The organism is Streptomyces sp. NPDC028928 (assembly GCF_055564915.1).
Window position 1 is genome coordinate 499,405 of the sequence record NZ_JBVHVI010000004.1, and the last position, 22,789, is coordinate 522,193.

The window sequence follows — 22,789 nt, forward strand, 5'->3', positions numbered from 1 at the left end:
TTGCGGCCCCTCCTGCCCCCCTCCCCCCCCCCCCCCCCCCCCCTCCCCCCCCTCCCCCTCCCCCCCCCCCCCCCCCCCCGCTGTCACGTCGGGGCACGGCGTCCCACGCGGGCCCGGGTTCCGCGTGCGGAAGCCCGTGGCTCGCCGGCGATCGGGGACAGCGACATGAGCCGTTCGTCAAAACCGTGTGCGTGGCCCTCTCCGACCGCCGTCAGGCCGAGAACGGGCGGGCCGCGGGGCGTCGTTGCTGTCCCTTCGGCGTCACGCACGTGAGCGCGGTCGTCATGAAAAAGGCCCGGGCCGGGGTGTGCGGGGGAAGTGATCCCGCACACCCCGGCCCGAGCGCCTCAGGGGTCTGTGTCCCGGCTACTTCGGGGCCGCGGCTCCGTACCGGACCTCGTTCGCCAGGACGACGCCGTGGCTGGAGACGTCGATGACCATCCGGTCGCCGTTCTCGATCCGGAACCCGTCGTGGTAGGTGGCCTTGTCCGCGCCGAGGAAGAGGTAGTTGACCAGGCCCGGGCGGCGCAGCAGCGGATGTGAGAACAGGTGGTCCGCCATGTCCGGGATCCGGTGGAAGAGGGAGTCGGCGCCGCACGAGAAACCGCCCTGCCAGGCCTGGGCGCCGTCACGTTCGATGATGACGCTGCCGGTCACCTTGTCCGGCGGGGTGTCGAGGAACAGCCACGGCGTGATCGAGGTCTCGCACAGCTTGGCGTACGGCGTCCACGCCCACGGGTTCTTCAGGTGCAGGCCGATGTCGTTCAGGTCGTTGCCGAAGGTGTAGCCGGCGTAGTGCGGGACTCCCTGGTCGTCGTTGGCGTACACCAGGACGACCTCGGGCTCCTCCAGCAGCCAGACGGGGTCGGCCGGGGTGGTGAGCGGCTCGTCCGGCATCCTGAGCCAGGAACCGAAGCCCTTGATGTAGTAGTTCGGGGCGGTGAACTCCTCGTCCGGTTCCGGGGCGCGGTCGAACTTGGAGCGGTGCGTGCCCATGAACCCGTTGATCAGGGCGTTGTTGGAGGCGGTGGGCAGCAGCGGCGGGAGGAACCTCAGGCCGGCGTCGTCCGGTGCCACCTCGATCCGCCCGTTCTCCCCGGCCACGGCGGACCGCAGGTCCTCGGGGCCGCGGCCGGCGACGAGCGCGGCCTGCAACTGGCCGTCGGTCACCGGGTACAGGGAGAGGGGGCTGCCGGGCGCCGGCAGGCCGTGGCCCGCGTACCGCCGGCCCTGGTACTCGCACTCGAAGATGATGGACATGGCTGTCAGGGTCTCCTTCAGGAGTGGGCGGATGAGTGGGTGGCCGGGAATCCGTGGGTACGGGAGGCGAGCACGATCGCGAGGACCGGGACCAGGAGGATCAGCACCGTCCAGGGGAAGGCGTTCGCTCCCACGGCGTCCAGCAGGAGGCCGCCGGCGATGCCCCCGCCGGCCATCGCGACGTTCCACAGGGTGACGAGCATGGCCTGGGCCGCCTCGGCCGCCTCCCCGCCGGCCTGGCCGCCCGCGGTCTGCAGCAGGGTGGGCACCCCGCCCCAGCCCAGCCCCCACAGGGCGGCGGCGACGTAGACCAGGGCGTCGGTCCCGGAGAACGCGCCCATGACCGCGACGGCGACACCGACCAGCAGGGTGCTGACGACGGTCAGGGTGCGCAGGTGGCGGTGGATGCTCGCGCCGACCACCCAGATGCTGACCAGGCAGGCGATGCCGAAGACGAGCAGGACCGCGTCCGCCCGGTCGCCCATGCCGATGTGGTCGAGGAAGGTGGCGATGTAGGCGTAGAGGATGGTGTGGGCCAGGACGAAGACCAGGGTGACGGTCAGCACCGCCGCGACGCCCGGGACGCGCAGGGTGCTGCGCATGGGGATCTTGCCGCCGGCCTGCTGACCGGGGTAGTCGGGTGCCACGGCCGTGATCCACACGAGCAGCACCACGGTCAGGGCGGTCATCGCGAGGAAGGCGGCCTGCCAGGAGACCACCTGCCCCAGGAAGGTGCCGGCCGGCACGCCCAGGGACAGGGCGACGGGAATCCCGGCCATGGCGATCGCGAGGGCGCGGCCCTCCTGGTGCGGGGCGACCATACGGCGGGCGTAGCCGGCCAGCAGGGCCCACGCCAGGCCGGCGGCGACACCGGCGACGAACCGGGCGGCCAGGGTGAGCGGGTAGTTCGCCGACAGGGCGGTCACCGTGTTGGCCACGGCGAAGCCGGCCATGGCGGTCAGCAGCAGCCGCTTGCGGTGCCAGCCCGCGGTGGCCGCGGACAGCGGGATCGCGGTGAGCACCGTCCCCAGCGCGTAGATGGTCACCGTCTGCCCGGTGGCCGACTCGCTGGTGTGCAGGCTGGAACTCATGTCGGGCAGCAGCCCGGCGGGCAGGGTCTCGGTGAGACTGGTGATGAACACCGCGACGGCCAGGGCGAGCAGCGCCGCCATCGGCAGCTTCTGCTCGGCACGTGACGCCTCGTCGGGTGCGGGGACTGGGGTGGCGGTGCCGGTGGTCGGCTCGGCGCTTGTCATGATGGGTGCCTTCGATGTGAGGGTCGAGCCCGGCGTGGAAGGGTCCTCCCGGGGCGGGAACGGGTCAGGTGCGCGGGGTGCGGGCGCCGGTGAGATCGGCCAGCGCGGCGCCGAACCGCTCCAGGTTCTTGCGGATCCAGGGCAGTTCGAGCGGGTCCGGCGCCGTGAGCGCGGCGGTGCGCTGCTCGTCGTCCTCGCCGTACAGACGGCTGGTCGCGGCCCGGATCCGCAAGGGATCGCCGGGCTCCCCGAAGGCGCTCGCCGGGAGCACCCCGACCCCGTGCCGCTGGACCAGGAAGCGGACCAGATCCGCACCGCCGTGCACGTCGTGGGCCCCGGCCAGGTGCTCCCGCAGCGGTTCGAAGTCCGGGTACAGGTAGCAGGTCGCGCGGACCGGGGCGAGGAGCGCGCCCGCGTCGGTGAGCCGGCCGGCGACCGCGCGCACCACGCTCTCGTGCAGCCGGCGGCTCGCGGCGACACGTTCGGTGATCTCCGGCGGCTCGCCGAAGGCGTACGCGGCCGCGGCCTGCACCGGCGCCGGCGGGCTGGACCAGATCTGACTGGCGACCGAGACCAGACGGCCGTGCAGGGAACGCCCCGTCTCGCTGTCGGGGAGCCGGGCCACACCGGTGCGCCAGCCGCCGACGGCCAGGTTCTTGGTGAGCCCGGTGGTGACGACGGCGCGCTCCGGGGCGTGCAGGGCCGGGGACTCGGCGGGCACCGAGGTGTCGTAGACGAGGTCGCAGTAGATCTCGTCGGAGACGATGACGAGGTCGAGTTCCCGGGCCACGGCCGCCAGGCGGCGCACCGTGCCGGGCGAGGCGACGGCCCCGGTCGGGTTGTCCGGCAGGGTCACCACCACGCACCGGGGGTCCCGGCCGGCCGCGCGCGCCGCGGTGACGGCCGCGCGCAGCCGCTCCGGGTCGGGCACTCCGCCCTGGCCCGGGGCGATCGGCACGGGGACGGGACGCGCCCCCGCGAGCCGGGCCTGGGCGGCGTAGCTGACCCAGCTGGGCACGGGCACGACCACGTCCCCGCCGATGGCCAGCAGCAGGGCGAACAGCAGCGGCTTGCTGCCCGGCCCGGCCACGACCAGCCCGGGATCGGTGGCGAGACCGCGCCGCCCCCAGTACCCGGCGGCCGAGGCGCGCAGGGCCTGGCTGCCGGACACGGGGCCGTACGCGTTCTCGTCCGCGGCGGCGGCGAGCCGCCGGCGCAGCGCCGGCAGCACGGGCAGGCCGATCTCCCCGCCGGCCATGGCGAGCACCTGTTCCCCGGCTCGGCGCCTGCGGTCCAGCGCCTCGTCGGCGGCCAGCGTCGCCGACATGGATACGGGCGGGGCGTCGGACACGGCTGTCACTGCCCCCAGTCGCGCAGCTGGACCTCGACCATCTCCAGGGTCAGCCGGCCGTCGGTGATGTCCTCCACGCGGAGGGTCAGCATGCACTCGGGGCAGGACAGCGTCTCGCCCTGGACGATCGGCGGGACGGTCAGACCGGTCTCGCACTCGGGGCAGGCGCCGGTGAGGGTGGCGCTGGACATGGATCGACTCCGTTCGTGAGATGGGTGACGATCCACTACCTTCCAACGCACCGCGGGAAAGAGTAAGAGCAGCCCCGTCAATTCTCTGTGGGGATTGTCAAGAAATGTCAAGACGGAAAGGAGTTGCAAGAATGGCCTGGCGGTGTGTCAAGTCCGGTGGATTACGGCCGCCGGTGCCCCGGCCGGCAACTAGTGTGCCGCCATGGACATTTTCCCGCTGCCCCGCCTCGGGCTGGTCGTGCCACCGGAGAACCCGCTGGCAGAACCGGAGTTCAACCGTCTCGTCGGTACCGAGCTGAATGTGTACACCGCGCGTTTCCCGCTGACTCCCGGAATGGGTGTGAAGGAAACGATGCTGCGGTACAACGACGTTCTCGCGGACACGCTCGGCACCTTCGGCCGTATGCGTCTGGACGCCGCCGTGGTGGCATGCAACGCGTCGCACTATCTGCTGGGTCCCGAAGGCGACCGCGCTTTCGTCGCCGAACTGTCGGAACGCTTCGGCTACCCCGTGCAGTCGACGACGCAGGCCATCCTCGCGGTGTGCGAGCACTTCGGGATATCCCGTCTCACGCTCGTCTCCCCCTACTGGGACTGGCTGACGGAGACGTCCCGCTCCTTCTGGGAGCGGGCCGGCGTCACGGTCGACCGGGTCGTCCTCGCCCCGGCCGTGCCGGACCCGAAGGAAAAGGACCACGAGTTCGATCCGTACCGGGTGACGACCCGGACGGTCCTGGAGCGGGTACGCGCCGCCGGTCTGCCCGACGAAGGGGCCGTCCTCTTCACCGGCACGGGCATGGGCACGCTGGCCGCCCTCGCCGAACTCGACCGCGAGTTCGGCCGGACCACGCTGCTGACGTCCAACCTCGCGGCGGCCTGGTGGGCGCGGCGCGCGGTGGGGGCCGCCGGCGCCGAGGTCCACCCGCTCCTGGAGCGCCTGGAACGCGGCGCCGCGCGCTGAGGTCCGACCGAGGTGCGACCGGGGCCCGACCGAGGTCCGATCTCCCTTTCCCTGATCCGCAGACCGTTTCCAAGGAGGCGCCAGCCGTGGTCACCGACAGCGCAGCGCAGACGTCCGATTCCCTCGTGGCCGTGGTGAGCGGCGGCGCGTCCGGTATCGGGGCGGCCGCCGCGGCCGCGCTCACCGCCCGGGGCGTGCGGGTCGCCGCCCTCGACCTCAAACCCGACGAGGTGGCCGCGCCCGCCGTCGGCATCGCCTGCGACGTCACCGACGACGCCTCCGTGCGCGGCGCCGTGGCCGAGACCGTGGAGCGCTTCGGCCGGATCGACATCGTCGTCAACAACGCCGGCATCGCCGCCCAGGGCACGGTCGCCGACAACGCCGACGAGGAGTGGCACCGCGTGCTCGACGTGAACGTCGTCGGTATGGTCCGCCTGGCCCGCGCCGCGCTTCCGCATCTGCGCAGGTCTCCGGCCGCCGCGATCGTCAACACCTGCTCCGTCTTCGCCTCGATGGGCGTGCCGCGCCGGGTCCTGTACTCCGCTTCCAAGGGCGCCGTCCACTCCCTGACCCTGGCGATGGCCGCCGACCACGTCCGGGAGGGCATCCGCGTCAACGCCGTCGCCCCCGGCGCCGTCGACACCCCCTGGATCCAGCGGGTGCTGGCGATGACCGCCGACCCGGAGGCGGAGCGGGACGCGCTGAACGACCGTCATCCGCTGGGCCGGCTGGCGCGGCCCGGGGAGGTCGGCGAGGCCATCGCCTATCTGGCCGTCGACGCCTCCGGCACCACCGGCACGGTCCTCGCCGTCGACGGCGGCATCCACGACCTGCGCCTGTGAGAGCGGTGCGGGAGCGCCCGGTACGACGAAGCCCCGCCGGGGTCTCCGGTGGGGCTTGCACTTGCCATGTCCGGGCGGCCGCGCCGGTCCGGCACGGGCACCCGCTTCCCGTCAGGCGGAACCGACCGGCTCCTCCAGAACGAGCAGGCGGCGCTGGCAGATGAGGTAGCCGAGTTCGGCGCGGCTGCGGCTGCCCAGGACCTCGGCGACCTTCTTGATGTGGGCCGAGACCGTACGGGAACTCATGCCCAGGCGAGCGGCGATCGCTTCGTCGGTGTGGCCGGTGACGACCATGCGGAGCACGGCGGCGCGGACCGAGTCGGTCACCAGGTCCGGGCGGTGCTGTTCGGGTGCGATGGAGACCGGACGGGCGCGTGCCCAGGTGTGCTCGAAGACCTTGACGAGGAAGGCGACGGCGCCGGGGTGCCGGACGGCCAGCGCCGCGTTCTTGCGTTCGGGGATGCCGGGGATGAAGGCCACCGAGCGGTCACAGATGATGAGGCGCTCGAACACCTCGTCCACGGTGCGGACCTGGGCGCCTTCGGCCGTCACGCGCTCGATGTAGGCGAGGGTCGGCTGGTGGGAGCGGACGCTGTGCTGGTAGAGCGTCCGCTGTGTGACACCGCGCTGCAGGATCGCCAGGTCGCGGGGCAGGGCCTCGGCGAGCAGGGCGGGGGAGCGGCCGCCGCCCGGCTGTGCCGTGAGCAGCTCCTCCGTGCACGCCTCGACGACCAGCCGCAGGGACTGGCTGATCACGTCGGCGCCCCTCAGGGACTCGATGGGGACCCCGGTGTCGTGCTGCGCCCGGTGATAGAGGCTCTGGGCGGCCACGAAGGACGAGCGCAGTGACGCCAGCGTATTCTCGTGGTGTTCGATCTCTCGTACCACGGAGCGGGAGAGTTCCGCCTCGGCGACTTTCGGGGGGATCGGGACGTACAGTCCGGCGACGCCCGGAATGGGGCGCAGCAGCCGGTAAGCGATGAGGCATTCGGGAACGTCCCCCGAGATCGTTCCGTCATTGAGGGCTTCGCGGTAACGCTCCAGTCCTTGAGCGCAGAAATACACGCCCGGCGATGTACCGTCGGCGCGCCTTCGGCCGTCGTCCTTCTCCTCGATGTCCTCTTCCTGGCACATATGTCCCACCTTCGTGTTGGCGCGTTGCGTGATCCCGACGCCTGTCGCCCTCGCGTCCCCGTCCGCACGTCAGCATCATTGATTACGTGGGGGGACGCGGTCGAGCGGGCTCCTGCCAGGCCTTTCGGCCTGGCAGGAGCCGCGAATGATCATGACTGCCAGCCCGGCGGGATATTGCTAAACATGGAACTACTCACACTGGCGAGGTATCGAAGATGTACCAGACTGTCCGGTACGGCCGCGTCTGCACCGCCCTTGTCGTGGGTATCGCGGCAACGGACGACGACTCGGCCTGGGGCTGATTCCGGCCAATCAGACTGAATTTCGCCACGGGGAATTCTCTGTTCCGTAGTGCAGGGGGATGTCCCGGGGGCTCGGGGGGCTTTCCGTAGTTCTTTCGGAGGAATGAGCGGTTTTCCCGAAAGAGTATCGGCACTTCACCGCCGAGTAGAAGTTTTCACTGTGCACCGGCCTCGGGAGGAAAAGAGGTATGTCCAGCGAGCGGTACGACGTCGTGATCGCCGGCGCGGGCCCCGCCGGGCTGCTCACGGCGGCCCTGGTGGCCGGCCGGGGCCACCGGGTGCTCCTGCTGGAGCGGGACCCCTGTCCGCGGGTCCTCCGGGGCGTGGTCGTGCGGGAGCGGTCGACGGCGGTCAACGTCGTCATCGAGAACGAGCGCGTGGCCGGGCTGCGCCACCTCCCGGAGGGAGAGCCGGCCCGCACCGTGCGGGCCCGCTGTGTCGTGGACGCCTCGGGCGGCGACAGCCTGCTGCGCCGTCATGTCGCCGGTGCCCGTGGCTCGTCCGGGCTGGCCGTGTACGGCTGCTTCAGGGCGGACACCGGCCGGGCGCAGGGCCCCCGGCGCTTCCCGTTCGGCGGCGGCTGGTTCTGGACGGCACCGGCCGGCGACGGGCTCACCCAGGTGGGCGCCGTGGTGCGGCCAAACCTGGCGCACCGGGTGCGCACGGATCCCGAGGGCGCGCTGTCCGGCTTCGCCGAGGCGTGTCCGCCGGTCAGGGACCTCCTGGCCGGGGCCACCCGGGCGCCCGGCGGCCCCGGCCGGATCCGGGTGCGCCCGCACTGGTCGTACGCCGACGACCGGCTGTGGCGCCGCGGGATGCTCCTCGTCGGCGACGCCGCGTGCGCGGTCGGGGCGCAGTCGCAGCCGTCCCACGGGACGCACCTGGCGTGCCGCGGCGCCGGACTCGCGGCGCGCGCCCTCGACGGGGTCCTGCGCGGAACGGCGGACGAGGCGGAGGCCTTCGCGGAGTTCGAACGGCGCTACCGGGAGGCGTACGACAGCGTCCTGCACGGCGAGGTCCTTCCGGACGAGGTCCTGCACGGCGACGTCCTCCACGGCGAGGTCCTTCACGACGACGGACCGTTCTCACCGCCGCCCGGTCCGTTCGCCGGTCCGGCGCGGGCCGGCGTCAGTCGGTGACGAGGTCGTCCGGGGCGGACCGGGCGAGTTCGACGAGCTTGCCGAGTGCCTGCGACAGCACCTCCGGTTGCGGGGAGGCGAGGCCCAGGCGTACGGCGTTGGGTGCCTGGCTGCCGCCGACGGTGAACGCCGCGGCGGGCACCACGCCGATACCGTGCCGCGCCGCCGCGGCGACGAACGTGTCCGCCCGCCACGGGCGGGGCAGTTGCCACCAGCAGTGATAGGAGCGCGGATGGCTCCGCACCGCGAAACCGGCGAGATGCCGGGCCGCGATCTCCTGACGTACCGCCGCTTCCCGCTGCTTGGCGGCCACCAGCTTCTTCACGGTGCCGTCCTGCTGCCAGCGGTGGGCGGCCTCCAGCGCGAACCGCATGGGGGACCAGCCGCCCGAGCGCAGGGAGACGGCGATCTCGCTCGTCAGGTCCGGCGGCGCCACCGCGAAGCCGAGGGTCAGACCGGGCGCGATGCGCTTGGACAGGCTGTCGATCAGCACGGTCCGCTCGGGGGCGTAGGCCGCGAGCGGCGGGAGTTCGTCGCGCAGGAACGCCCAGATGGCGTCCTCGACCGCGGGGATCCCGAGCCGCAGCAGGACCTCCGCGAGCTGCTCGACGCGCTGTTCGGGCATCGTGAGCGAGAGCGGGTTGTGCAGCCTCGGCTGGACGTAGACGGCGTGCAGCGGGGCCGCGGCGTGGGCATCCGCCACGGCCTCCGGGATCAGCCCGTCGTCGTCCATGGCCAGCGGGACGAGGGTGATGGCGAGCCGGGTGGCCACGGCCTTGATGACGGGATACGTCAGCTCCTCGACGCCGAGGCGGCCGCCGGGCGGCACCAGGGCGGTGATGACGGCCGAGATGGCCTGCCGTCCGTTGCCCGCGAAGAGGACCCGCGCGGGATCGGGGCGCCAGCCGCCGCGGGCGAGGGTGTCGGCGGCGGACTCCTGGACGGCCGGCAGGCCGGACGTGCCGACCGGCAGCAGGGCGTACCCGAGCGCGTCGGGGCGCAGCAGCCCGCTGAGCCCTTCGGCGAGCAGCGCGCTCTGCTCGGGTACGGCCGGGTAGTTCAGTTCCAGGTCGACCCGGCCGGCCGCCGGTTCGGTGAGCGCGGGGAGGGCGGCACCGGACGTCGCGGACACCGCGCGCACGAACGTGCCGCGTCCCACCTCGCCCACGGTCAGGCCACGGCGGGCCAGTTCCTGGTACACGCGGGTGGCGGTGGAGTTGGCGATGCCCTGCTGCCGTGCGAACTCGCGCTGCGGGGGGAGGCGGTCGCCGGGCCGGAGGACGCCGGACCGGATCTCCTCGGCCACCGCGTCGGCGACGCTCTGATAGTCCTTCACGCCTCGTGCTCCCCTCGTCCGCTCCGGGCCTTCTCCATCCAACCACAGCATTGCACTCGGTGCAATAGTCCAGTTGCATCGAGCTATTGCCCTGCCTTAAGCTCCGGGCATTGCCCCGAGGTCAGGAAGGGAGTCCTGGGCTCAGTGAAGACGACGACCCGAACCCGGTCACCGCTCGGCCGCACTCCCGCGCCACTGCCCGACTGTCGCCACTGCGGCTTCCGATCCCATCTGATCAGGCACGACACCATCCCCGACGCGCTGCGCGAGTACGCCGCCGCCTGGCAGCAGGTGCTCCGGGACCCCGGACTCGGCACCCGGCGCACGGGCGTCCCCGCCTGGACGCCCCTGGAGTGGGGCTGCCACGTCCGGGACATGTGCCTGCTGTTCCCCACCCGACTCGATGCAATCCTGGGTCAATCACGGATTGCACCGACACCGGCCCTCGGTACTCCGCACTACCGGGACGAGGAGCCCCGGCACGTGGCGGAGGAACTGGGGCGGGCCGCCGAGACCCTGGCCCGCCGCCTGGGCCGGCTGACCACCGACGACTGGCACCGCGACGACCCCCGCCTGGGCGATCCGCGGCTCAGCGTCGACTTCTTCACCCGCCATCTCCTGCACGACATCGTCCACGACCTCGCCGAGGCCGGGCACGACGCCGGCGCCGACACGGCGCACGCGGCGAACGGCGGCGCAACGCACCTACGAATGAGGGGTTTTCATGGTTGAACTGAGCGGAATCCTCGGCGTCTCGGTGGTGGCACTCGGCATGGTGCTCACGCCCGGCCCCAACATGATCTATCTCGTCTCCCGCAGCATCACCCAGGGCAGGCGCGCCGGGATCATCTCCCTCGGCGGCGTGGCCCTGGGCTTCATGCTGTACCTGCTCGCCGCGAACCTCGGTCTGTCGGTCGTCTTCCTCGCCGTGCCCGAGCTGTACGTCGCGGTCAAGCTGGCGGGCGCCGCCTACCTCGCCTACCTGGCCTGGAACGCCCTGAAGCCGGGCGGCCTCTCCGTCTTCGACCCGCAGGACGTGCCGCACGACTCGCCGCGCAAGCTGTTCACCATGGGCCTGATGACGAACCTCCTCAACCCGAAGATCGCCATCATGTACCTCTCCCTCATCCCCCAGTTCATCGACCTGGACCGGGGCCACGTGCTGCTCCAGGGCATCATCCTCGGTTCGTTCCAGATCGTGGTCAGCATCGCGGTCAACCTGACCATCGTGCTCGCCGCCGGCACGATCGCCGTCTTCCTCTCCCGCCGCCCCTCCTGGCTGAAGGTGCAGCGCTACATGATGGGCACGGTGCTCGGCGCCCTCGCCGTCTCCCTGGCCATCGACACCTCGGGCCCGGCCGTCACCAGCTGACGGACACCGGCGCCGACGCCGAGGGGGGACACCGACTCCGGTGTCCCCCCTCGGCGTGGTGCGGCGTCAGGACAGATCGCAGGACTGGTCGCGGGCTGCGGTGAGGTGTTCCGCGTGTTCCTGGAGCGAGCGGACGCCCACGTCGCCGTGGTTCAGGGCGTCGATGCCCTGGACGGCCGCGGCGAGCGCCTGGACCGTGGTCAGGCACGGCACGGACCGCGCGACGGCGGCGGTGCGGATGTCGTAGCCGTCGAGGCGGCCGCCGGTGCCGTAGGGGGTGTTGACGATGAGGTCGACCTCGCCGTCGTGGATGAGCTGGACGATGGTCTTCTCGCCGTTCGGGCCGGTGCCCTCGGACTGCTTGCGCACGATGGTGGCGTTGATGCCGTTGCGCTTGAGGACCTCGGCGGTGCCGGAGGTGGCGAGCAGCTCGAAGCCGTGCGCGACCAGCTCCCGGGCGGGGAAGATCATCGAGCGCTTGTCGCGGTTGGCGACCGAGATGAACGCCCGTCCCTTGGTGGGCAGCGGCCCGTAGGCACCCGCCTGCGACTTGGCGTAGGCCGTGCCGAAGACGGAGTCGATGCCCATGACCTCGCCGGTGGAGCGCATCTCCGGGCCGAGGACGGTGTCCACACCCCGGCCGTGGATGTCACGGAACCGCGACCAGGGCATGACGGCCTCCTTCACCGAGATCGGCGCGTCCAGCGGCAGCTCCCCGCCGTCACCCTGCCGGGGCAGCAGGCCCTCGGCGCGCAGCTCGGCGATGGTCGCGCCCAGCGAGATCCGGGCGGCGGCCTTGGCCAGGGGCACGGCGGTGGCCTTGGAGGTGAAGGGGACGGTCCGCGAGGCGCGGGGGTTGGCCTCCAGGACGTAGAGGATGTCGCCGGCCATCGCGAACTGGATGTTGATCAGGCCGCGCACCCCGACACCGCGCGCGATGGCCTCGGTGGAGGCGCGCAGCCGCTTGATGTCGAACCCGCCGAGCGTGATGGGGGGCAGGGCGCAGGCGGAGTCGCCGGAGTGGATGCCGGCCTCCTCGATGTGCTCCATCACACCGCCCAGGTACAGCTCCTCGCCGTCGTAGAGGGCGTCGACGTCGATCTCGATCGCGTCGTCCAGGAACCGGTCGACCAGGACCGGCCGGGAGGGGCTGATCTCGGTCGACTCCGCGATGTAGGAGGCGAGCCGGGTCTCGTCGTAGACGATCTCCATGCCGCGTCCGCCCAGCACGTAGGAGGGACGGACCAGGACCGGGTAGCCGATCTCGTCGGCGATGGCCTTGGCCTCCGCGAAGGTGGTCGCCGTGCCGTGCTTCGGCGCCGGCAGGCCCGCCTCCGCCAGGACCCGGCCGAACGCGCCGCGGTCCTCGGCCGCGTGGATCGCCTCCGGCGGCGTGCCGACGATCGGCACGCCGTTGTCCTTCAGGGCCTGCGCCAGCCCGAGCGGGGTCTGCCCGCCGAGCTGGACGACGACACCCGCGATCGGGCCGGCCTGCTGCTCGGCGTGGACGATCTCCAGCACGTCCTCCAGCGTCAGCGGCTCGAAGTACAGCCGGTCGGAGGTGTCGTAGTCGGTGGAGACGGTCTCCGGGTTGCAGTTGACCATCACCGTCTCGTACCCGGCATCCGACAGCGCGAAGGAGGCGTGGACGCAGGAGTAGTCGAACTCGATGCCCTGCCCGATCCGGTTCGGGCCGGAGCCCAGGATGATGACGGCCGGCTTCTCGCGCCGGGCGACCTCGCTCTCCTGGTCGTAGGAGGAGTAGAAGTACGGCGTCTTCGCCGCGAACTCCGCCGCGCAGGTGTCGACCGTCTTGTAGACCGGGCGGATCCCCAGGGCGTGGCGGACCTCGCGCACGACGTCCTCGCGCAGCCCGCGGATCTCGGCGATCTGCTGGTCGGAGAAACCGTGCCGCTTCGCCTCCGCCAGCAGCTCCGCCGTCAGCTCGGGGGCGTCGGCCAGCTCGTCCGCGATCTCCTTGATCAGGAACAGCTGGTCCACGAACCACGGATCGATCTTCGTGTAGTCGAAGACCTCCTCGGGCGTGGCGCCCGCGCGGATGGCCTGCATCACCGTGTTGATCCGGCCGTCGGTGGGCCGAACGGCCTCGCGCAGCAGGGTCTCCTTGTCACCGGGGTCGCCGGTGAAGGTGAACTGGCTGCCCTTCTTCTCCAGCGAGCGCAGCGCCTTCTGGAACGCCTCGGTGAAGTTCCGCCCGATCGCCATCGCCTCGCCGACCGACTTCATGGTGGTGGTCAGCGTGGAGTCGGCCTGCGGGAACTTCTCGAACGCGAACCGCGGCGCCTTGACCACCACGTAGTCGAGCGTGGGCTCGAAGGAGGCCGGGGTCTCCTGTGTGATGTCGTTCGGGATCTCGTCCAGGGTGTAACCCACGGCCAGCTTGGCCGCGATCTTCGCGATCGGGAAGCCGGTCGCCTTGGAGGCGAGCGCCGAGGAGCGGGACACGCGCGGGTTCATCTCGATCACGATGACGCGGCCGTCCTCGGGGTTCACCGCGAACTGGATGTTGCAGCCGCCGGTGTCCACCCCGACCTCGCGGATCACGGCGATGCCGACGTCCCGCAGGATCTGGTACTCCCGGTCGGTCAGCGTCATCGCCGGCGCCACCGTGATCGAGTCACCGGTGTGCACGCCCATCGGGTCGAAGTTCTCGATGGAGCAGACGACCACGACGTTGTCGTTCTTGTCGCGCATCAGCTCCAGCTCGTACTCCTTCCACCCCAGGATGGACTCCTCCAGGAGCACCTCCGTGGTCGGCGACAGCGTCAGGCCCTGCCCGGCGATGCGGCGCAGCTCCTCCTCGTCGTGGGCGAAACCGGAGCCGGCGCCGCCCATCGTGAACGACGGGCGCACGACCACCGGGTAACCGCCCAGCGTCTCCACGCCGTTGAGGACATCGTCCATGGAATGGCAGATCACCGAGCGCGCGGACTCACCGTGCCCGATCTTCTTGCGGACCTCCTCCACGACATCCTTGAACAGATCACGGTCCTCGCCCTTGTGGATCGCCTCGGGCTTGGCGCCGATCAACTCCACGCCGTACTGCGCGAGAACCCCACTGTCATGGAGCGCGATCGCGGTGTTGAGGGCCGTCTGGCCGCCCAGGGTGGGCAGCAGGGCGTCGGGGCGCTCCTTGGCGATGATCTTCTCGACGAACTCGGGGGTGATCGGCTCGACGTAGGTGGCGTCGGCGATCTCCGGGTCCGTCATGATCGTCGCCGGGTTGGAGTTCACCAACACGACCCGCAGGCCCTCGGCCTTGAGGACCCGGCAGGCCTGGGTGCCGGAGTAGTCGAACTCGGCGGCCTGGCCGATGACGATCGGGCCGGAGCCGATGACCAGGACGGATTTCAGGTCGGTGCGTTTAGCCATGGGCCTGCTCCATCAAGGATGCGAAGCGGTCGAAGAGGTAGGCGGCGTCGTGCGGGCCGGCTGCCGCTTCGGGGTGGTACTGGACGGAGAACGCCGGGCGGTCGAGCAGGCGGAGGCCTTCCACCACACCGTCGTTGAGGCAGACGTGGGACACCTCGACCCGGCCGAAGGGAGTCTCCGAGGTCCCGTCGAGCGGCGCGTCCACGGCGAAGCCGTGGTTGTGCGCGGTGACCTCGACCTTGCCGGTCGTACGGTCCTGGACCGGCTGGTTGATGCCCCGGTGGCCGTACTTCAGCTTGTACGTGCCGAAGCCGAGGGCGCGGCCGAGGATCTGCTGGCCGAAGCAGATGCCGAACAACGGGGTGCCGCGTTCCAGGACGGCCCGCATCACGGACACCGGGTGGTCGGCCGTCTCGGGGTCGCCCGGGCCGTTGGAGAAGAACACGCCGTCCGGGTCGACCGCGTACACGTCCTCCACGGTCGCCGTCGCGGGCAGGACGTGCACCTCGATGCCGCGCTCGGCCATGCGGTGCGGGGTCATGCCCTTGATGCCGAGGTCGATCGCGGCGACCGTGAACCGCTTCTCACCGATCGCCGGGACGACGTACGCCTCCTTGGTCGCCACCTCCTCGTACAGGCTCGCGCCCTTCATGTGCGGCTGCGCCAGAACCCGCTCCACCAGCTCCGCCTCCGGAGCGATCGCCTCGCCGGAGAAGATGCCGGCACGCATCGAGCCGCGCTCGCGCAGATGGCGGGTCAGCGCCCGGGTGTCGATGCCCGAAATGCCCACCACCCCCTGCCGCACCAGCTCCTCGTCCAGCGAGCGCTTGGCCCGCCAGCTCGACGGCACGCGCGCCGGATCCCGCACCACGTAACCCGAGACCCAGATACGGCTCGACTCGTCGTCCTCGTCGTTCCAGCCGGTGTTGCCGATCTGCGGGGCCGTCGCCACCACGATCTGACGGTCGTACGACGGGTCGGTGAGCGTCTCCTGGTAACCGGTCATCCCGGTGGAGAAGACCGCCTCGCCGAACGTCTCGCCCACCGCTCCGTACGTCCGTCCCCGGAAGACGCGGCCGTCCTCCAGGACGAGTACGGCCGTGGTGGGGCCGCCGGCGCTCATCGGTCGAGGCCGCATGTCGGGCGGCCGCCGCCTGGGTTCTCGGGTTGGGGCGCGCACTCCAGGCGGAACTGGGCCGCGGTGCGCAGGACCGCCTTCTCCACCTCGCCGCTGGAGTCGCCGCGGAAGCGGAAGCGGGCGCCGACGTGCTCGTAGCCGCCGACCCGCGGGATGACCTGGCCGACGGCGGGGACGACGGCGGCGTACGGTGCCTCGGCGGGGTCCTGCGGCACGGGCAGCTCGTGGCTGACCACGCGGCAGGGGGCCGGGACGGGGGACGGCACGAGCAGCCAGCCGCCGGTGCGCCAGCGCTCGGGGACCGGCAGATCGGGGGACCGGCCGAGCTGGATGTCGGCGGCGGCCCGCATCAGGTCGATGCCGTGCACCTCGCGCCAGACGAACGGGATCTCCGCGCCGCCGACCCGGTAGCCCGCCTCGAGGAAGCGGATCGCGGGGCGGCCGTGGGCACCGGTGCCGACGAAGGCCTCCAGGTGGAACACCCACGCCTCGTTGCTGAGCGCGCCCGCGACGTCGGCCGTGAACTCGCCGAGCGCGGCGAGCAGGTGCGGGTCGTCGATCTCGACGGAGCCGAGGGCCTGGCCCTGGGTGAAGTCGACGCAGGTGTTGACGTAGCGGGAGGCCCGCCACGGGCCCAGGCGGTCGCCCGTCCACAGGCCGTCGATGTGGACGATGTCGTCGGGGCAGTACTCCTGCACCAGGCGTGGCTCGGGCGGCAGCGCGGCAAGCTGGGGCAGGTCGGCCGCGGAGGCGAGACGTAGCACGCCCCGGCTGGCGGTGCCGCGGCGGGGCTTGACCACGACGGGCAGGCCGTGGCGGTCCGCGAAGGCGCGTACGGCGTCCGCGTCGGGGGCGTCGGCGAAGCGGGGCGTCGGGACGCCGGCCTCGGCGACGATCCGGTTCATCGTCAGCTTGTCGCGGAAGCGGGCGAGTTCGGCCGGGGTCTGGCCGGCGCAGCCGAGGCGGTCGCGGACGGCGGCGGCGGTGTCGAGGTCGCCCTCGTTGAGGGCGATCAGCCGGGCCGGCGGGCCGAAGCGGGCGCGCAGTTCGGTGACCGCGCGCCAGACCGCGGCGGTGTCGTCGGTGGCGGGCACCACCACGACGGCCGCGGCCTCGGCGGGCACGGAGTCCTGGGCGAGCGCGGTGGTGACGTAGCTGACGTGGTGGGTGCGGTGGTCGAGGTAGTCCTCGTAGTGGGCGTGGCGGTCGCGCCAGCGGTGCAGGATGACGACGTGGCGGTTCATGCGCGCTCCGTTCCGGACGCGGCGAGGTCGCGGACGCGGCCCACGGCGTAGGTCGCCGAGACCACGGCGGCGCGGGCGGAGCCGAGGGCGTCGCGGCAGGCGTCGAGGTCGGGCTCGGGCAGACCGGCCACGATGTCGGTGGCGCAGTCGATCAGGTGCAGAGCGGCCCGGATCAGCGGCTGCTCGTCGGTGTACCGCTCCTGGACGAGCCGCCGGGCGGAGTGCAGCTGGGTGACGGGGTCCGATACGGAGCTGCCCGTCGGGACGGTCGAGGCGATGGGGTTCACAGGCGGTTCCCTCCCAGTGGTCGGTGCGGGCCGGGCCTCGTGGGACGTCACGGCCAGGCGGTGCCTGGGCGCGCACGAGGCGGGCCGGACGGCCGGGCGCCGGCGGATGCGGGGCCCGGCCGCCCGGCCGGAAAAGCGGTCCGGTGCGGCGGACGGCGTGCTCAGCGCGTCTCGAAGCGGATCTTCGCGTTGACGGCCTCGGTCTTGGCGACGGCGTCGTCCGCGTCCCGGCCGGACGCGATGGCGTAGCCGGAGACACAGTCGGCGACGGTGAGCAGCGGCGGCACGGTCTCGCCGACGCTCTTGCCGATCACCGCGGCCACCTCGGTGTCCCGGAACTCGTCCAGGTAGGGCAGGAAGACGTACAGGACCTCGCCCTGGGGGATGGTGCGCACCTCGTCGGCGGCGTCCTCGGCGACCTCGACGGCGGTGACCGTGCCGGGCTCGGGCGTGAAGAACCGTACGGCCGCCCCGCCCAGCGGCTCGGGCGAGGTGGCGGGCAGCTCGTCGATACCGAGCGGCACGGTGAGGAACATCCGGTTCAGGTCCAGGCCGAAGGCGCGCCGGACCAGTTCGGGGGCGCCGCTGCCGGCCAGCCGGGCGTGCGATTCGAGGACCCGGGGGCCCTTCTCGGTCAGCACGAACTCGCTGTGCGAGGGGCCCTCGGTCAGGCCCACCGCGTCCAGCAGCTTCGGCGTCAGCTCGCGGAGTTCGGCGAGCCAGGGCCGGGCGTACCGGCTGGGCGTGCTGACCTCCCATTCGACGTACCGCTCGTTCATGCGGTACTCGGAGTAGCCGATGGGCAGGTGGCGGCCCTCGTAGGAGAAGGAGTCGACGCTCACCACCGGGCCGTCGAGGTACTCCTCGGCGATGATGCCGGTGATGCCCGCCTCGCGCAGCGCCTGCCAGGCCCGCTCGGCGTCCTGAGGGCCGTCCACGGGGTGGATGTGCAGGCTGGCCACGCCGTCGACCGGCTTGACGATGATCCGCTCGCCGACCTCGGCGCGGAACTGCGCGATCTCGGCGGCGCTCTCCACCATCCGGTAGCGGACGGGGCTCAGGCCGTGCTTGTCGAGCAGTTCGCGGGTGAGCGCCTTGTCCTTGAGGGCGCGGGCGGTGGCCTCGGTGACGCCGGGCAGCCCGAGCGAGTCCACGACGAACCCGGTGGACTCGGCGGCCGGCTCGGTGGTGGTGAGCACCCGGTCGAACGGCCGCTCGTCGTGCAGGGGCTTCAGTACGTCGAGGATGGCCTGCCCGTCGGCGATCGGGGCGTGCACGATGCGCTCGCAGTGTTCGGCGATGGCCGGGTCGTAGGCGCCCTCCTCGTGGACGAGGACGACATCGATGCCGAGCTGCTTGGCGCCGGCGATCGGGGCCGGGCGGCCGCCGATGACGGCCACGCGGTAGGTGTTCATGGGGTTCCCTTCGGGGGGTGGATGGAAGTGGCCGGTCTCAGGCGGCGTAGCAGCGGCGCAGCCAGCGGGCCGTGGCGTCGGGGCGCGGGGTGAAGGCCTTGCGGCGGTGCAGCACCCGGTGGTTGTCGAAGATCAGGAAGTCGCCCGTGTCCAGGACGAGTTCGGCGGCCGGGATCGTGGTCAGGGTGTCCGACCAGCTCTCCAGGGCGGTGCGGGCGCGGTCGGTGACACCGCTGGTGGTGCCGCGGTCGTAGCGGACGCGGTGGCGTCCGGTGCCGTCGGGCTCGATGATCGCGGCCTCGCGCAGCGGGCTGGTGGCCCCGCCGTCGTTGGAGTCGGGCGCGCCGACCTCGAACTCGGGTGTCTGCAGGATCTGCCGGGTGTCGGGGTCCAGGCGCACCATCACGTCGTCGAGCGCGGCGATCTCGGTGGGCACCTGCTCCTCGTTGCGCACCGCGTAGAAGGTCAGGTACGGCGGGGTGTACAGGCGCGGGTCGGAGCCCGGCCGGCCGAACGGCTGGTGGGGGTTGTCGGAGTGCCAGAAGAACTCCGAGTCGGCCCCCCAGGAGCTGGTGGTGCCGCAGGCCGCCGGGTTGGGGACGACGTTGCGGATGAGGTGGCCGTCGTTCTCGTAGGCGACGGCGAAGGGCGTGCAGCCGATCAGGCGGATCAGCCCCAGGTGGATGGCGTTGGTGACGGCCAGTTCCGGTTCGTTGCCGAAGCCGCTCACCGGGGTGTCGGGGAAGTTCTGGGCCGGCAGATTGGACAGCACCAGGGCGTGCCGCGCGGCGGCGGTGAACACCTGGATGCTCTGCAGCACGTCACCGGGGAGGTGGCGGCTGAGCGCGTAGGCGCCGATACCGGCGAGGATGGCGTCGTCGAGATCGGAGTCCAGCCGGGTCTCCGAGACGCGCTCCGAAATCTCCTTGTCCAGCAGGTCCCGGACACTGTCGTCGATGTGGTGCCGGGCGAACTGGAGCAAGCTGGTCATCGTGTGTCTCCCATCGGTCGTGCGCACACCTGGCCGCTCGCCGTTCAGCGAGCCTGTGCCGGGGTCGGCGCGGTCCAGTAGGTCTGGGTGCCGGCGGGCCGGCGGCGGGCCATGGGGTCCTTGACGACCCGGCTCACCAGGCCGGCGGGCGTCACGACCAGGCAGTAGAGGAGGAAGAGCAGGAAGGTGCGCATGGGCGGTCCGTTCTCCCGGCACCCCCGCGGGGCGCCGGGGTTCGTGGGGCGTCTCGAGCGGCGGTGCGTCAGTCGAGCGGGATCTCGGCGCGCCAGTCGTGTTCCTCCGACCAGGCGGGCTGGGCGCTCTTCTCCAGCAGGAAGTTGCCGAGCGCGAGCATGTCGATGTTGGTGCGCATGAAGCAGGTGTAGGCGTCGTGCGGGGTGTTCACGATGGGCTCGCCGCGCACGTTGAAGGAGGTGTTGACCAGCACTGGGCAGCCGGTGCGGGCCTTGAAGGCGGTCAGCAGCCGGTGGTAGGCGGGGTTGCTGTGCTCGGTGACCGTCTGCACCCGGGCCGAGTGGTCGACGTGGGTGACGGCGGGGATGGTCGAGCGGTGCACCTTCAGCAGGTCCAGGCCGCTGGCGCCGGCGCTGTCGGCGTCGAGCCGCTGGGCCGCCGCGACCTGCGAGACCACGAGCATGTACGGGCTCTCCTGCGGCAGGTCGAAGTAGTCGCCGGCGTCGGGGGCCAGCACCGCGGGCGCGAAGGGGCGGAACGACTCACGGAATTTGATCTTGAGGTTCATGGTGGACTGCATGTCCGGGTTGCGCGGGTCGCCGATGATCGAGCGGGCGCCCAGGGCGCGCGGCCCGAACTCCATGCGGTCCTGGAACCAGCCGACGATCTTCCCCTCGGCCAGTCCCTCGGCGACCTCCTTGGCCAGCGTCTCGGGGTCCAGCCGCTGGTGCGGGATGTCGTGGGACTCCAGGTAGGCGGCGATCTCCTCGTCGTCGTAGCCGGGGCCGAGGAGCGAGCCGCTCATCGCGTCGCGCCCGGTGGCGGGGTGGTCGCGGCGCACCCCGCGCTCCATGGCGACGGCCTGGGCCGCGCCGAGCGCGCCGCCGGCGTCACCGGCGGCCGGCTGGATCCACACCTCGTCGAAGATGCCCGCGTCGATGATCTTGCCGTTGGCGACGCAGTTGAGGGCGACACCGCCCGCCAGGCACAGCGTGGACTCGCCGGTGCGTTCCCGCGCGGTCCGCGCCAGCCGCAGCACGACCTCCTCGGTGACCGCCTGCACCGAGGCCGCGAGGTCGAACTCGCGCTCGGTGAGCCGGCCCTCGGGGGCCCGCCGGGGTCCGTCGAAGAGCTTCTCGAAGCCTCGTCCGGTCATCACCTGGCCGCGCAGGTACTCGAAGTACCGCATGTCCAGGCGGAAGGAGCCGTCGGGCTTGATGTCGATGAGGTGCTCGCGGATGAGGTCGGCGTAGCGGGGCTTGCCGTAGGGGGCGAGGCCCATCAGCTTGTACTCGCCGGAGTCGACCTTGAAGCCGCAGAAGTAGGTGAACGCCGAGTACAGCAGGCCCAGCGAGTGCGGGAACCGCAGTTCCGCGAGCGGGGTCACCTCGGTGCCGCGGCCGTGCCACAGGGTGGTCGTGGCCCATTCGCCGACGCCGTCGATGCACAGGACGGCCGCGGACTCGTAGGGGCTCGGGAAGAAGGCCGACACGGCGTGCGACTCGTGGTGCCGGCGTACGGACAGCTCCGGCACCCGGCCCAGGCCCAGGCCCTCCAGCTCGGCGCGCACCCGGTCGGCGGTGCGCAGCTTGCCGCCGGCGCCGAGCCAGGACGGCAGGGTGTCGCGGAAGGAGGCGAAGCCGGTCGGGGCGGCGCCGAGGAAGGTGGCCAGCACCCGGCGGAACTTCAGCCGGGGGTCCTCGTAGTAGGCGACGGCGGACACGTCGTCCAGCGTCACGCCCGCCTCGTCGAGGCAGTAGCGGACGGCCGCCGCGGGGAAGGAGGGGTCGTGCCGTCGCCTGCTGAAACGTTCCTCTTGAGCGGCCGCGACCGGCACGCCGTCGGCGATCAGCGCCGCGGCGCTGTCGTGGTAGAAGGCCGACACTCCCAGGATCAGGTCAGACACCGCTGTGTTCCTCCACGGAATCGGGGGACGGGATGGGTTGCTTGCGATCGGGCGCGGGGCCTCGGGACGGCACGGGGCTCATCCCCGCCGGCCCGCGAGCCGTCCGCGGCGGGCGGCGAGCCGGGCGCCCACGCCGCTCGGCGGGTTCAGCGAGCGGTAGCCCGTGCGCACCCGCTGCCAGGTCTCCTCACGGCCGCCGGGACCAGGGGTGTCGGGCAGGGCGGCCATCAGCGTGTCCACCGCGTCCGCGGCCCACGCGGAGTGACCGGTGGCGACGTTGTCGATGGTGTTGTGGATGTCGACGAAGCGCGTGCTGAAGCCGTACGCCTTCAGCGCCAGCCGGGCCCTGCGGTAGGTACCGCCGACCCCCGACAGCTCCATCGCCAGGTTCAGCCCCAGCACCTCGGGCAGGAACGTCCTCGGGAACCTGCCGACGCACAGCCAGTACACCGGCAGCTCGAAGGACTCGTCCCGGAAGCCGTGCCAGCGGGCGAACTCCGGCGAGGCGGTGGGCGGCAGGTCGACGCCCATCTCCTTGAGGACGTCCCGGTAGATGAGCGGATGGTTCAACCGGGGCTCGCCGTTGCCGAGTTCGTCCCAGTACGTCTCGAACAGCGAGTGCCCGATCTCCGAGGACGCCTGCTCGTAGTCGGTGAACCCCTGCAGCCAGCTGCCGTCGATCAGGGTCAGCGGCGCGGTCTGCACGGTGTCGTCGACGACCGCCTCCCGCGAGGGCAGCGGGACCTCCGCGTTCTCCTCGAACTCCGCCCCGTGCCGGTCGTGCCGCTCCTGCAGCCAGGGGCGCAGCCCCTCCCGGCCCCAGCGCGCCGGCAGCGGCATCGTCCGCTCGTCCATGCCGTGCGCCGACCGGGCCAGCCAGCCGGCGACGTAACTCTTCGCCCAGGAGCGCAGCGCCGGGGTGTCGGTGCGGCGCATCAGCAGGTGGTAGGCCTCGCGTACGGAGGACGGGGCGCGGCCCGGGGCGGGGGGGGGGGGGGGGGGGGGGGGGGGGGGGGGGGGGGGGGGGGGGGGGGGGGGGGGGGGGGGGGGGGGGGGGGGGGGGGGGGGGGGGGGGG

The 22,789-nt window shown here is 72.1% G+C and carries 20 protein-coding genes; 5 read left to right on the top strand and 15 right to left on the bottom strand.

The genetic code is table 11. The features are described from left to right. Window positions 1-366: 366 nt before the first annotated feature. The 4 genes from ACZ4U1_RS13435 to ACZ4U1_RS13450 form a co-directional block, all read right to left on the bottom strand. Window positions 367-1,260 carry a fumarylacetoacetate (FAA) hydrolase gene (locus ACZ4U1_RS13435; RefSeq protein ID WP_467902891.1) on the bottom strand — a complete coding sequence of 298 codons (894 nt, stop codon included), beginning with the start codon at window positions 1,258-1,260 and terminating at the stop codon, window positions 367-369. A gap of 17 nt (window positions 1,261-1,277) precedes the next feature. Further along, entirely contained in the window at window positions 1,278-2,516 is a 1,239-nt protein-coding gene (locus ACZ4U1_RS13440; RefSeq protein WP_467902893.1) for an MFS transporter, read from the bottom strand. A 64-nt stretch (window positions 2,517-2,580) separates the two neighbouring features. Then, window positions 2,581-3,843 carry a pyridoxal phosphate-dependent aminotransferase gene (locus ACZ4U1_RS13445; RefSeq protein ID WP_467902937.1) on the bottom strand — a complete coding sequence of 421 codons (1,263 nt, stop codon included), beginning with the start codon at window positions 3,841-3,843 and terminating at the stop codon, window positions 2,581-2,583. A gap of 29 nt (window positions 3,844-3,872) precedes the next feature. Beyond that, entirely contained in the window at window positions 3,873-4,058 is a 186-nt protein-coding gene (locus ACZ4U1_RS13450) for a lysine biosynthesis protein LysW (protein ID WP_467902895.1), read from the bottom strand. Window positions 4,059-4,260: 202 nt separating this feature from the next. On the opposite strand from ACZ4U1_RS13450, the gene ACZ4U1_RS13455 reads away from it, so the two are divergent. Both ACZ4U1_RS13455 and ACZ4U1_RS13460 read left to right on the top strand, forming a co-directional pair. After that, entirely contained in the window at window positions 4,261-5,019 is a 759-nt protein-coding gene (locus ACZ4U1_RS13455; RefSeq protein ID WP_467902897.1) for a maleate cis-trans isomerase family protein, read from the top strand. Between the two features lie 86 nt (window positions 5,020-5,105). Continuing rightward, complete coding sequence (locus ACZ4U1_RS13460; protein WP_467902899.1) at window positions 5,106-5,861, top strand: SDR family NAD(P)-dependent oxidoreductase; 756 nt, start codon at window positions 5,106-5,108, stop codon at window positions 5,859-5,861. Between the two features lie 111 nt (window positions 5,862-5,972). On the opposite strand, the gene ACZ4U1_RS13465 is transcribed toward ACZ4U1_RS13460, so the two are convergent. After that, a complete protein-coding gene (locus tag ACZ4U1_RS13465) occupies window positions 5,973-6,995 on the bottom strand; it encodes a helix-turn-helix transcriptional regulator (RefSeq protein WP_467902901.1) in 1,023 nt (340 codons plus the stop codon). A gap of 490 nt (window positions 6,996-7,485) precedes the next feature. On the opposite strand from ACZ4U1_RS13465, the gene ACZ4U1_RS13470 reads away from it, so the two are divergent. Then, window positions 7,486-8,436: an NAD(P)/FAD-dependent oxidoreductase gene (locus ACZ4U1_RS13470; RefSeq protein ID WP_467902902.1), complete on the top strand. Its 951-nt coding sequence runs from the start codon at window positions 7,486-7,488 to the stop codon at window positions 8,434-8,436. Here the strand turns inward: ACZ4U1_RS13470 and ACZ4U1_RS13475 are convergent. Next, the gene (locus tag ACZ4U1_RS13475; RefSeq protein WP_467902903.1) at window positions 8,426-9,772 is read right to left on the bottom strand and encodes an aminotransferase-like domain-containing protein; all 1,347 of its coding nucleotides are present in this window, start codon (window positions 9,770-9,772) and stop codon (window positions 8,426-8,428) included. The two genes, ACZ4U1_RS13470 and ACZ4U1_RS13475, sit on opposite strands and share 11 nt — an antisense overlap. A 144-nt stretch (window positions 9,773-9,916) precedes the next feature. On the opposite strand from ACZ4U1_RS13475, the gene ACZ4U1_RS13480 reads away from it, so the two are divergent. After that, complete coding sequence (locus tag ACZ4U1_RS13480) at window positions 9,917-10,504, top strand: hypothetical protein (protein WP_467902904.1); 588 nt, start codon at window positions 9,917-9,919, stop codon at window positions 10,502-10,504. Beyond that, the gene (locus tag ACZ4U1_RS13485; protein ID WP_467902906.1) at window positions 10,497-11,144 is read left to right on the top strand and encodes a LysE family translocator; all 648 of its coding nucleotides are present in this window, start codon (window positions 10,497-10,499) and stop codon (window positions 11,142-11,144) included. Before ACZ4U1_RS13480 ends, ACZ4U1_RS13485 begins: the two co-directional genes overlap by 8 nt. Window positions 11,145-11,210: 66 nt before the next feature. On the opposite strand, the gene carB is transcribed toward ACZ4U1_RS13485, so the two are convergent. From carB to ACZ4U1_RS13530, 9 genes are all read right to left on the bottom strand, one after another. Continuing rightward, a complete protein-coding gene (gene carB, locus ACZ4U1_RS13490) occupies window positions 11,211-14,537 on the bottom strand; it encodes a carbamoyl-phosphate synthase large subunit (RefSeq protein ID WP_467902908.1) in 3,327 nt (1,108 codons plus the stop codon). After that, window positions 14,530-15,660, bottom strand: coding sequence for a glutamine-hydrolyzing carbamoyl-phosphate synthase small subunit (carA, locus tag ACZ4U1_RS13495; protein WP_467902910.1), 1,131 nt, complete (start codon window positions 15,658-15,660; stop codon window positions 14,530-14,532). The genes carB and carA overlap by 8 nt, the downstream gene beginning before the upstream one ends. Continuing rightward, window positions 15,657-16,919: an ATP-grasp domain-containing protein gene (locus tag ACZ4U1_RS13500; RefSeq protein ID WP_467902912.1), complete on the bottom strand. Its 1,263-nt coding sequence runs from the start codon at window positions 16,917-16,919 to the stop codon at window positions 15,657-15,659. Before ACZ4U1_RS13500 ends, carA begins: the two co-directional genes overlap by 4 nt. Further along, window positions 16,916-17,206 carry a hypothetical protein gene (locus tag ACZ4U1_RS13505; RefSeq protein ID WP_467902914.1) on the bottom strand — a complete coding sequence of 97 codons (291 nt, stop codon included), beginning with the start codon at window positions 17,204-17,206 and terminating at the stop codon, window positions 16,916-16,918. The genes ACZ4U1_RS13500 and ACZ4U1_RS13505 overlap by 4 nt, the downstream gene beginning before the upstream one ends. A 161-nt stretch (window positions 17,207-17,367) precedes the next feature. Continuing rightward, complete coding sequence (locus tag ACZ4U1_RS13510) at window positions 17,368-18,621, bottom strand: ATP-grasp domain-containing protein (RefSeq protein WP_467902915.1); 1,254 nt, start codon at window positions 18,619-18,621, stop codon at window positions 17,368-17,370. A gap of 37 nt (window positions 18,622-18,658) precedes the next feature. After that, a complete protein-coding gene (locus tag ACZ4U1_RS13515) occupies window positions 18,659-19,612 on the bottom strand; it encodes a TauD/TfdA family dioxygenase (RefSeq protein WP_467902917.1) in 954 nt (317 codons plus the stop codon). Window positions 19,613-19,656: 44 nt separating this feature from the next. Further along, window positions 19,657-19,806 carry a hypothetical protein gene (locus tag ACZ4U1_RS13520; RefSeq protein WP_356155551.1) on the bottom strand — a complete coding sequence of 50 codons (150 nt, stop codon included), beginning with the start codon at window positions 19,804-19,806 and terminating at the stop codon, window positions 19,657-19,659. Window positions 19,807-19,874: 68 nt separating this feature from the next. After that, window positions 19,875-21,713 carry a carbamoyltransferase family protein gene (locus ACZ4U1_RS13525; protein WP_467902919.1) on the bottom strand — a complete coding sequence of 613 codons (1,839 nt, stop codon included), beginning with the start codon at window positions 21,711-21,713 and terminating at the stop codon, window positions 19,875-19,877. A gap of 78 nt (window positions 21,714-21,791) precedes the next feature. Further along, window positions 21,792-22,649, bottom strand: coding sequence for an iron-containing redox enzyme family protein (locus tag ACZ4U1_RS13530; RefSeq protein ID WP_467902921.1), 858 nt, complete (start codon window positions 22,647-22,649; stop codon window positions 21,792-21,794). Window positions 22,650-22,789 lie beyond the last annotated feature (140 nt).

Coding starts and splice junctions, on each gene's coding strand:
- ACZ4U1_RS13435 (WP_467902891.1), bottom strand. CDS start 1,260: ATGTCCATCATCTTCGAGTGCGAGTACCAGGGCCGGCGGTACGCGGGC.
- ACZ4U1_RS13440 (WP_467902893.1), bottom strand. CDS start 2,516: ATGACAAGCGCCGAGCCGACCACCGGCACCGCCACCCCAGTCCCCGCA.
- ACZ4U1_RS13445 (WP_467902937.1), bottom strand. CDS start 3,843: ATGTCGGCGACGCTGGCCGCCGACGAGGCGCTGGACCGCAGGCGCCGA.
- ACZ4U1_RS13450 (WP_467902895.1), bottom strand. CDS start 4,058: ATGTCCAGCGCCACCCTCACCGGCGCCTGCCCCGAGTGCGAGACCGGT.
- ACZ4U1_RS13455 (WP_467902897.1), top strand. CDS start 4,261: ATGGACATTTTCCCGCTGCCCCGCCTCGGGCTGGTCGTGCCACCGGAG.
- ACZ4U1_RS13465 (WP_467902901.1), bottom strand. CDS start 6,995: ATGTGCCAGGAAGAGGACATCGAGGAGAAGGACGACGGCCGAAGGCGC.
- ACZ4U1_RS13470 (WP_467902902.1), top strand. CDS start 7,486: ATGTCCAGCGAGCGGTACGACGTCGTGATCGCCGGCGCGGGCCCCGCC.
- ACZ4U1_RS13485 (WP_467902906.1), top strand. CDS start 10,497: ATGGTTGAACTGAGCGGAATCCTCGGCGTCTCGGTGGTGGCACTCGGC.
- carB (WP_467902908.1), bottom strand. CDS start 14,537: ATGGCTAAACGCACCGACCTGAAATCCGTCCTGGTCATCGGCTCCGGC.
- carA (WP_467902910.1), bottom strand. CDS start 15,660: ATGAGCGCCGGCGGCCCCACCACGGCCGTACTCGTCCTGGAGGACGGC.
- ACZ4U1_RS13500 (WP_467902912.1), bottom strand. CDS start 16,919: ATGAACCGCCACGTCGTCATCCTGCACCGCTGGCGCGACCGCCACGCC.
- ACZ4U1_RS13510 (WP_467902915.1), bottom strand. CDS start 18,621: ATGAACACCTACCGCGTGGCCGTCATCGGCGGCCGCCCGGCCCCGATC.
- ACZ4U1_RS13515 (WP_467902917.1), bottom strand. CDS start 19,612: ATGACCAGCTTGCTCCAGTTCGCCCGGCACCACATCGACGACAGTGTC.
- ACZ4U1_RS13520 (WP_356155551.1), bottom strand. CDS start 19,806: ATGCGCACCTTCCTGCTCTTCCTCCTCTACTGCCTGGTCGTGACGCCC.
- ACZ4U1_RS13530 (WP_467902921.1), bottom strand. CDS start 22,649: ATGCGCCGCACCGACACCCCGGCGCTGCGCTCCTGGGCGAAGAGTTAC.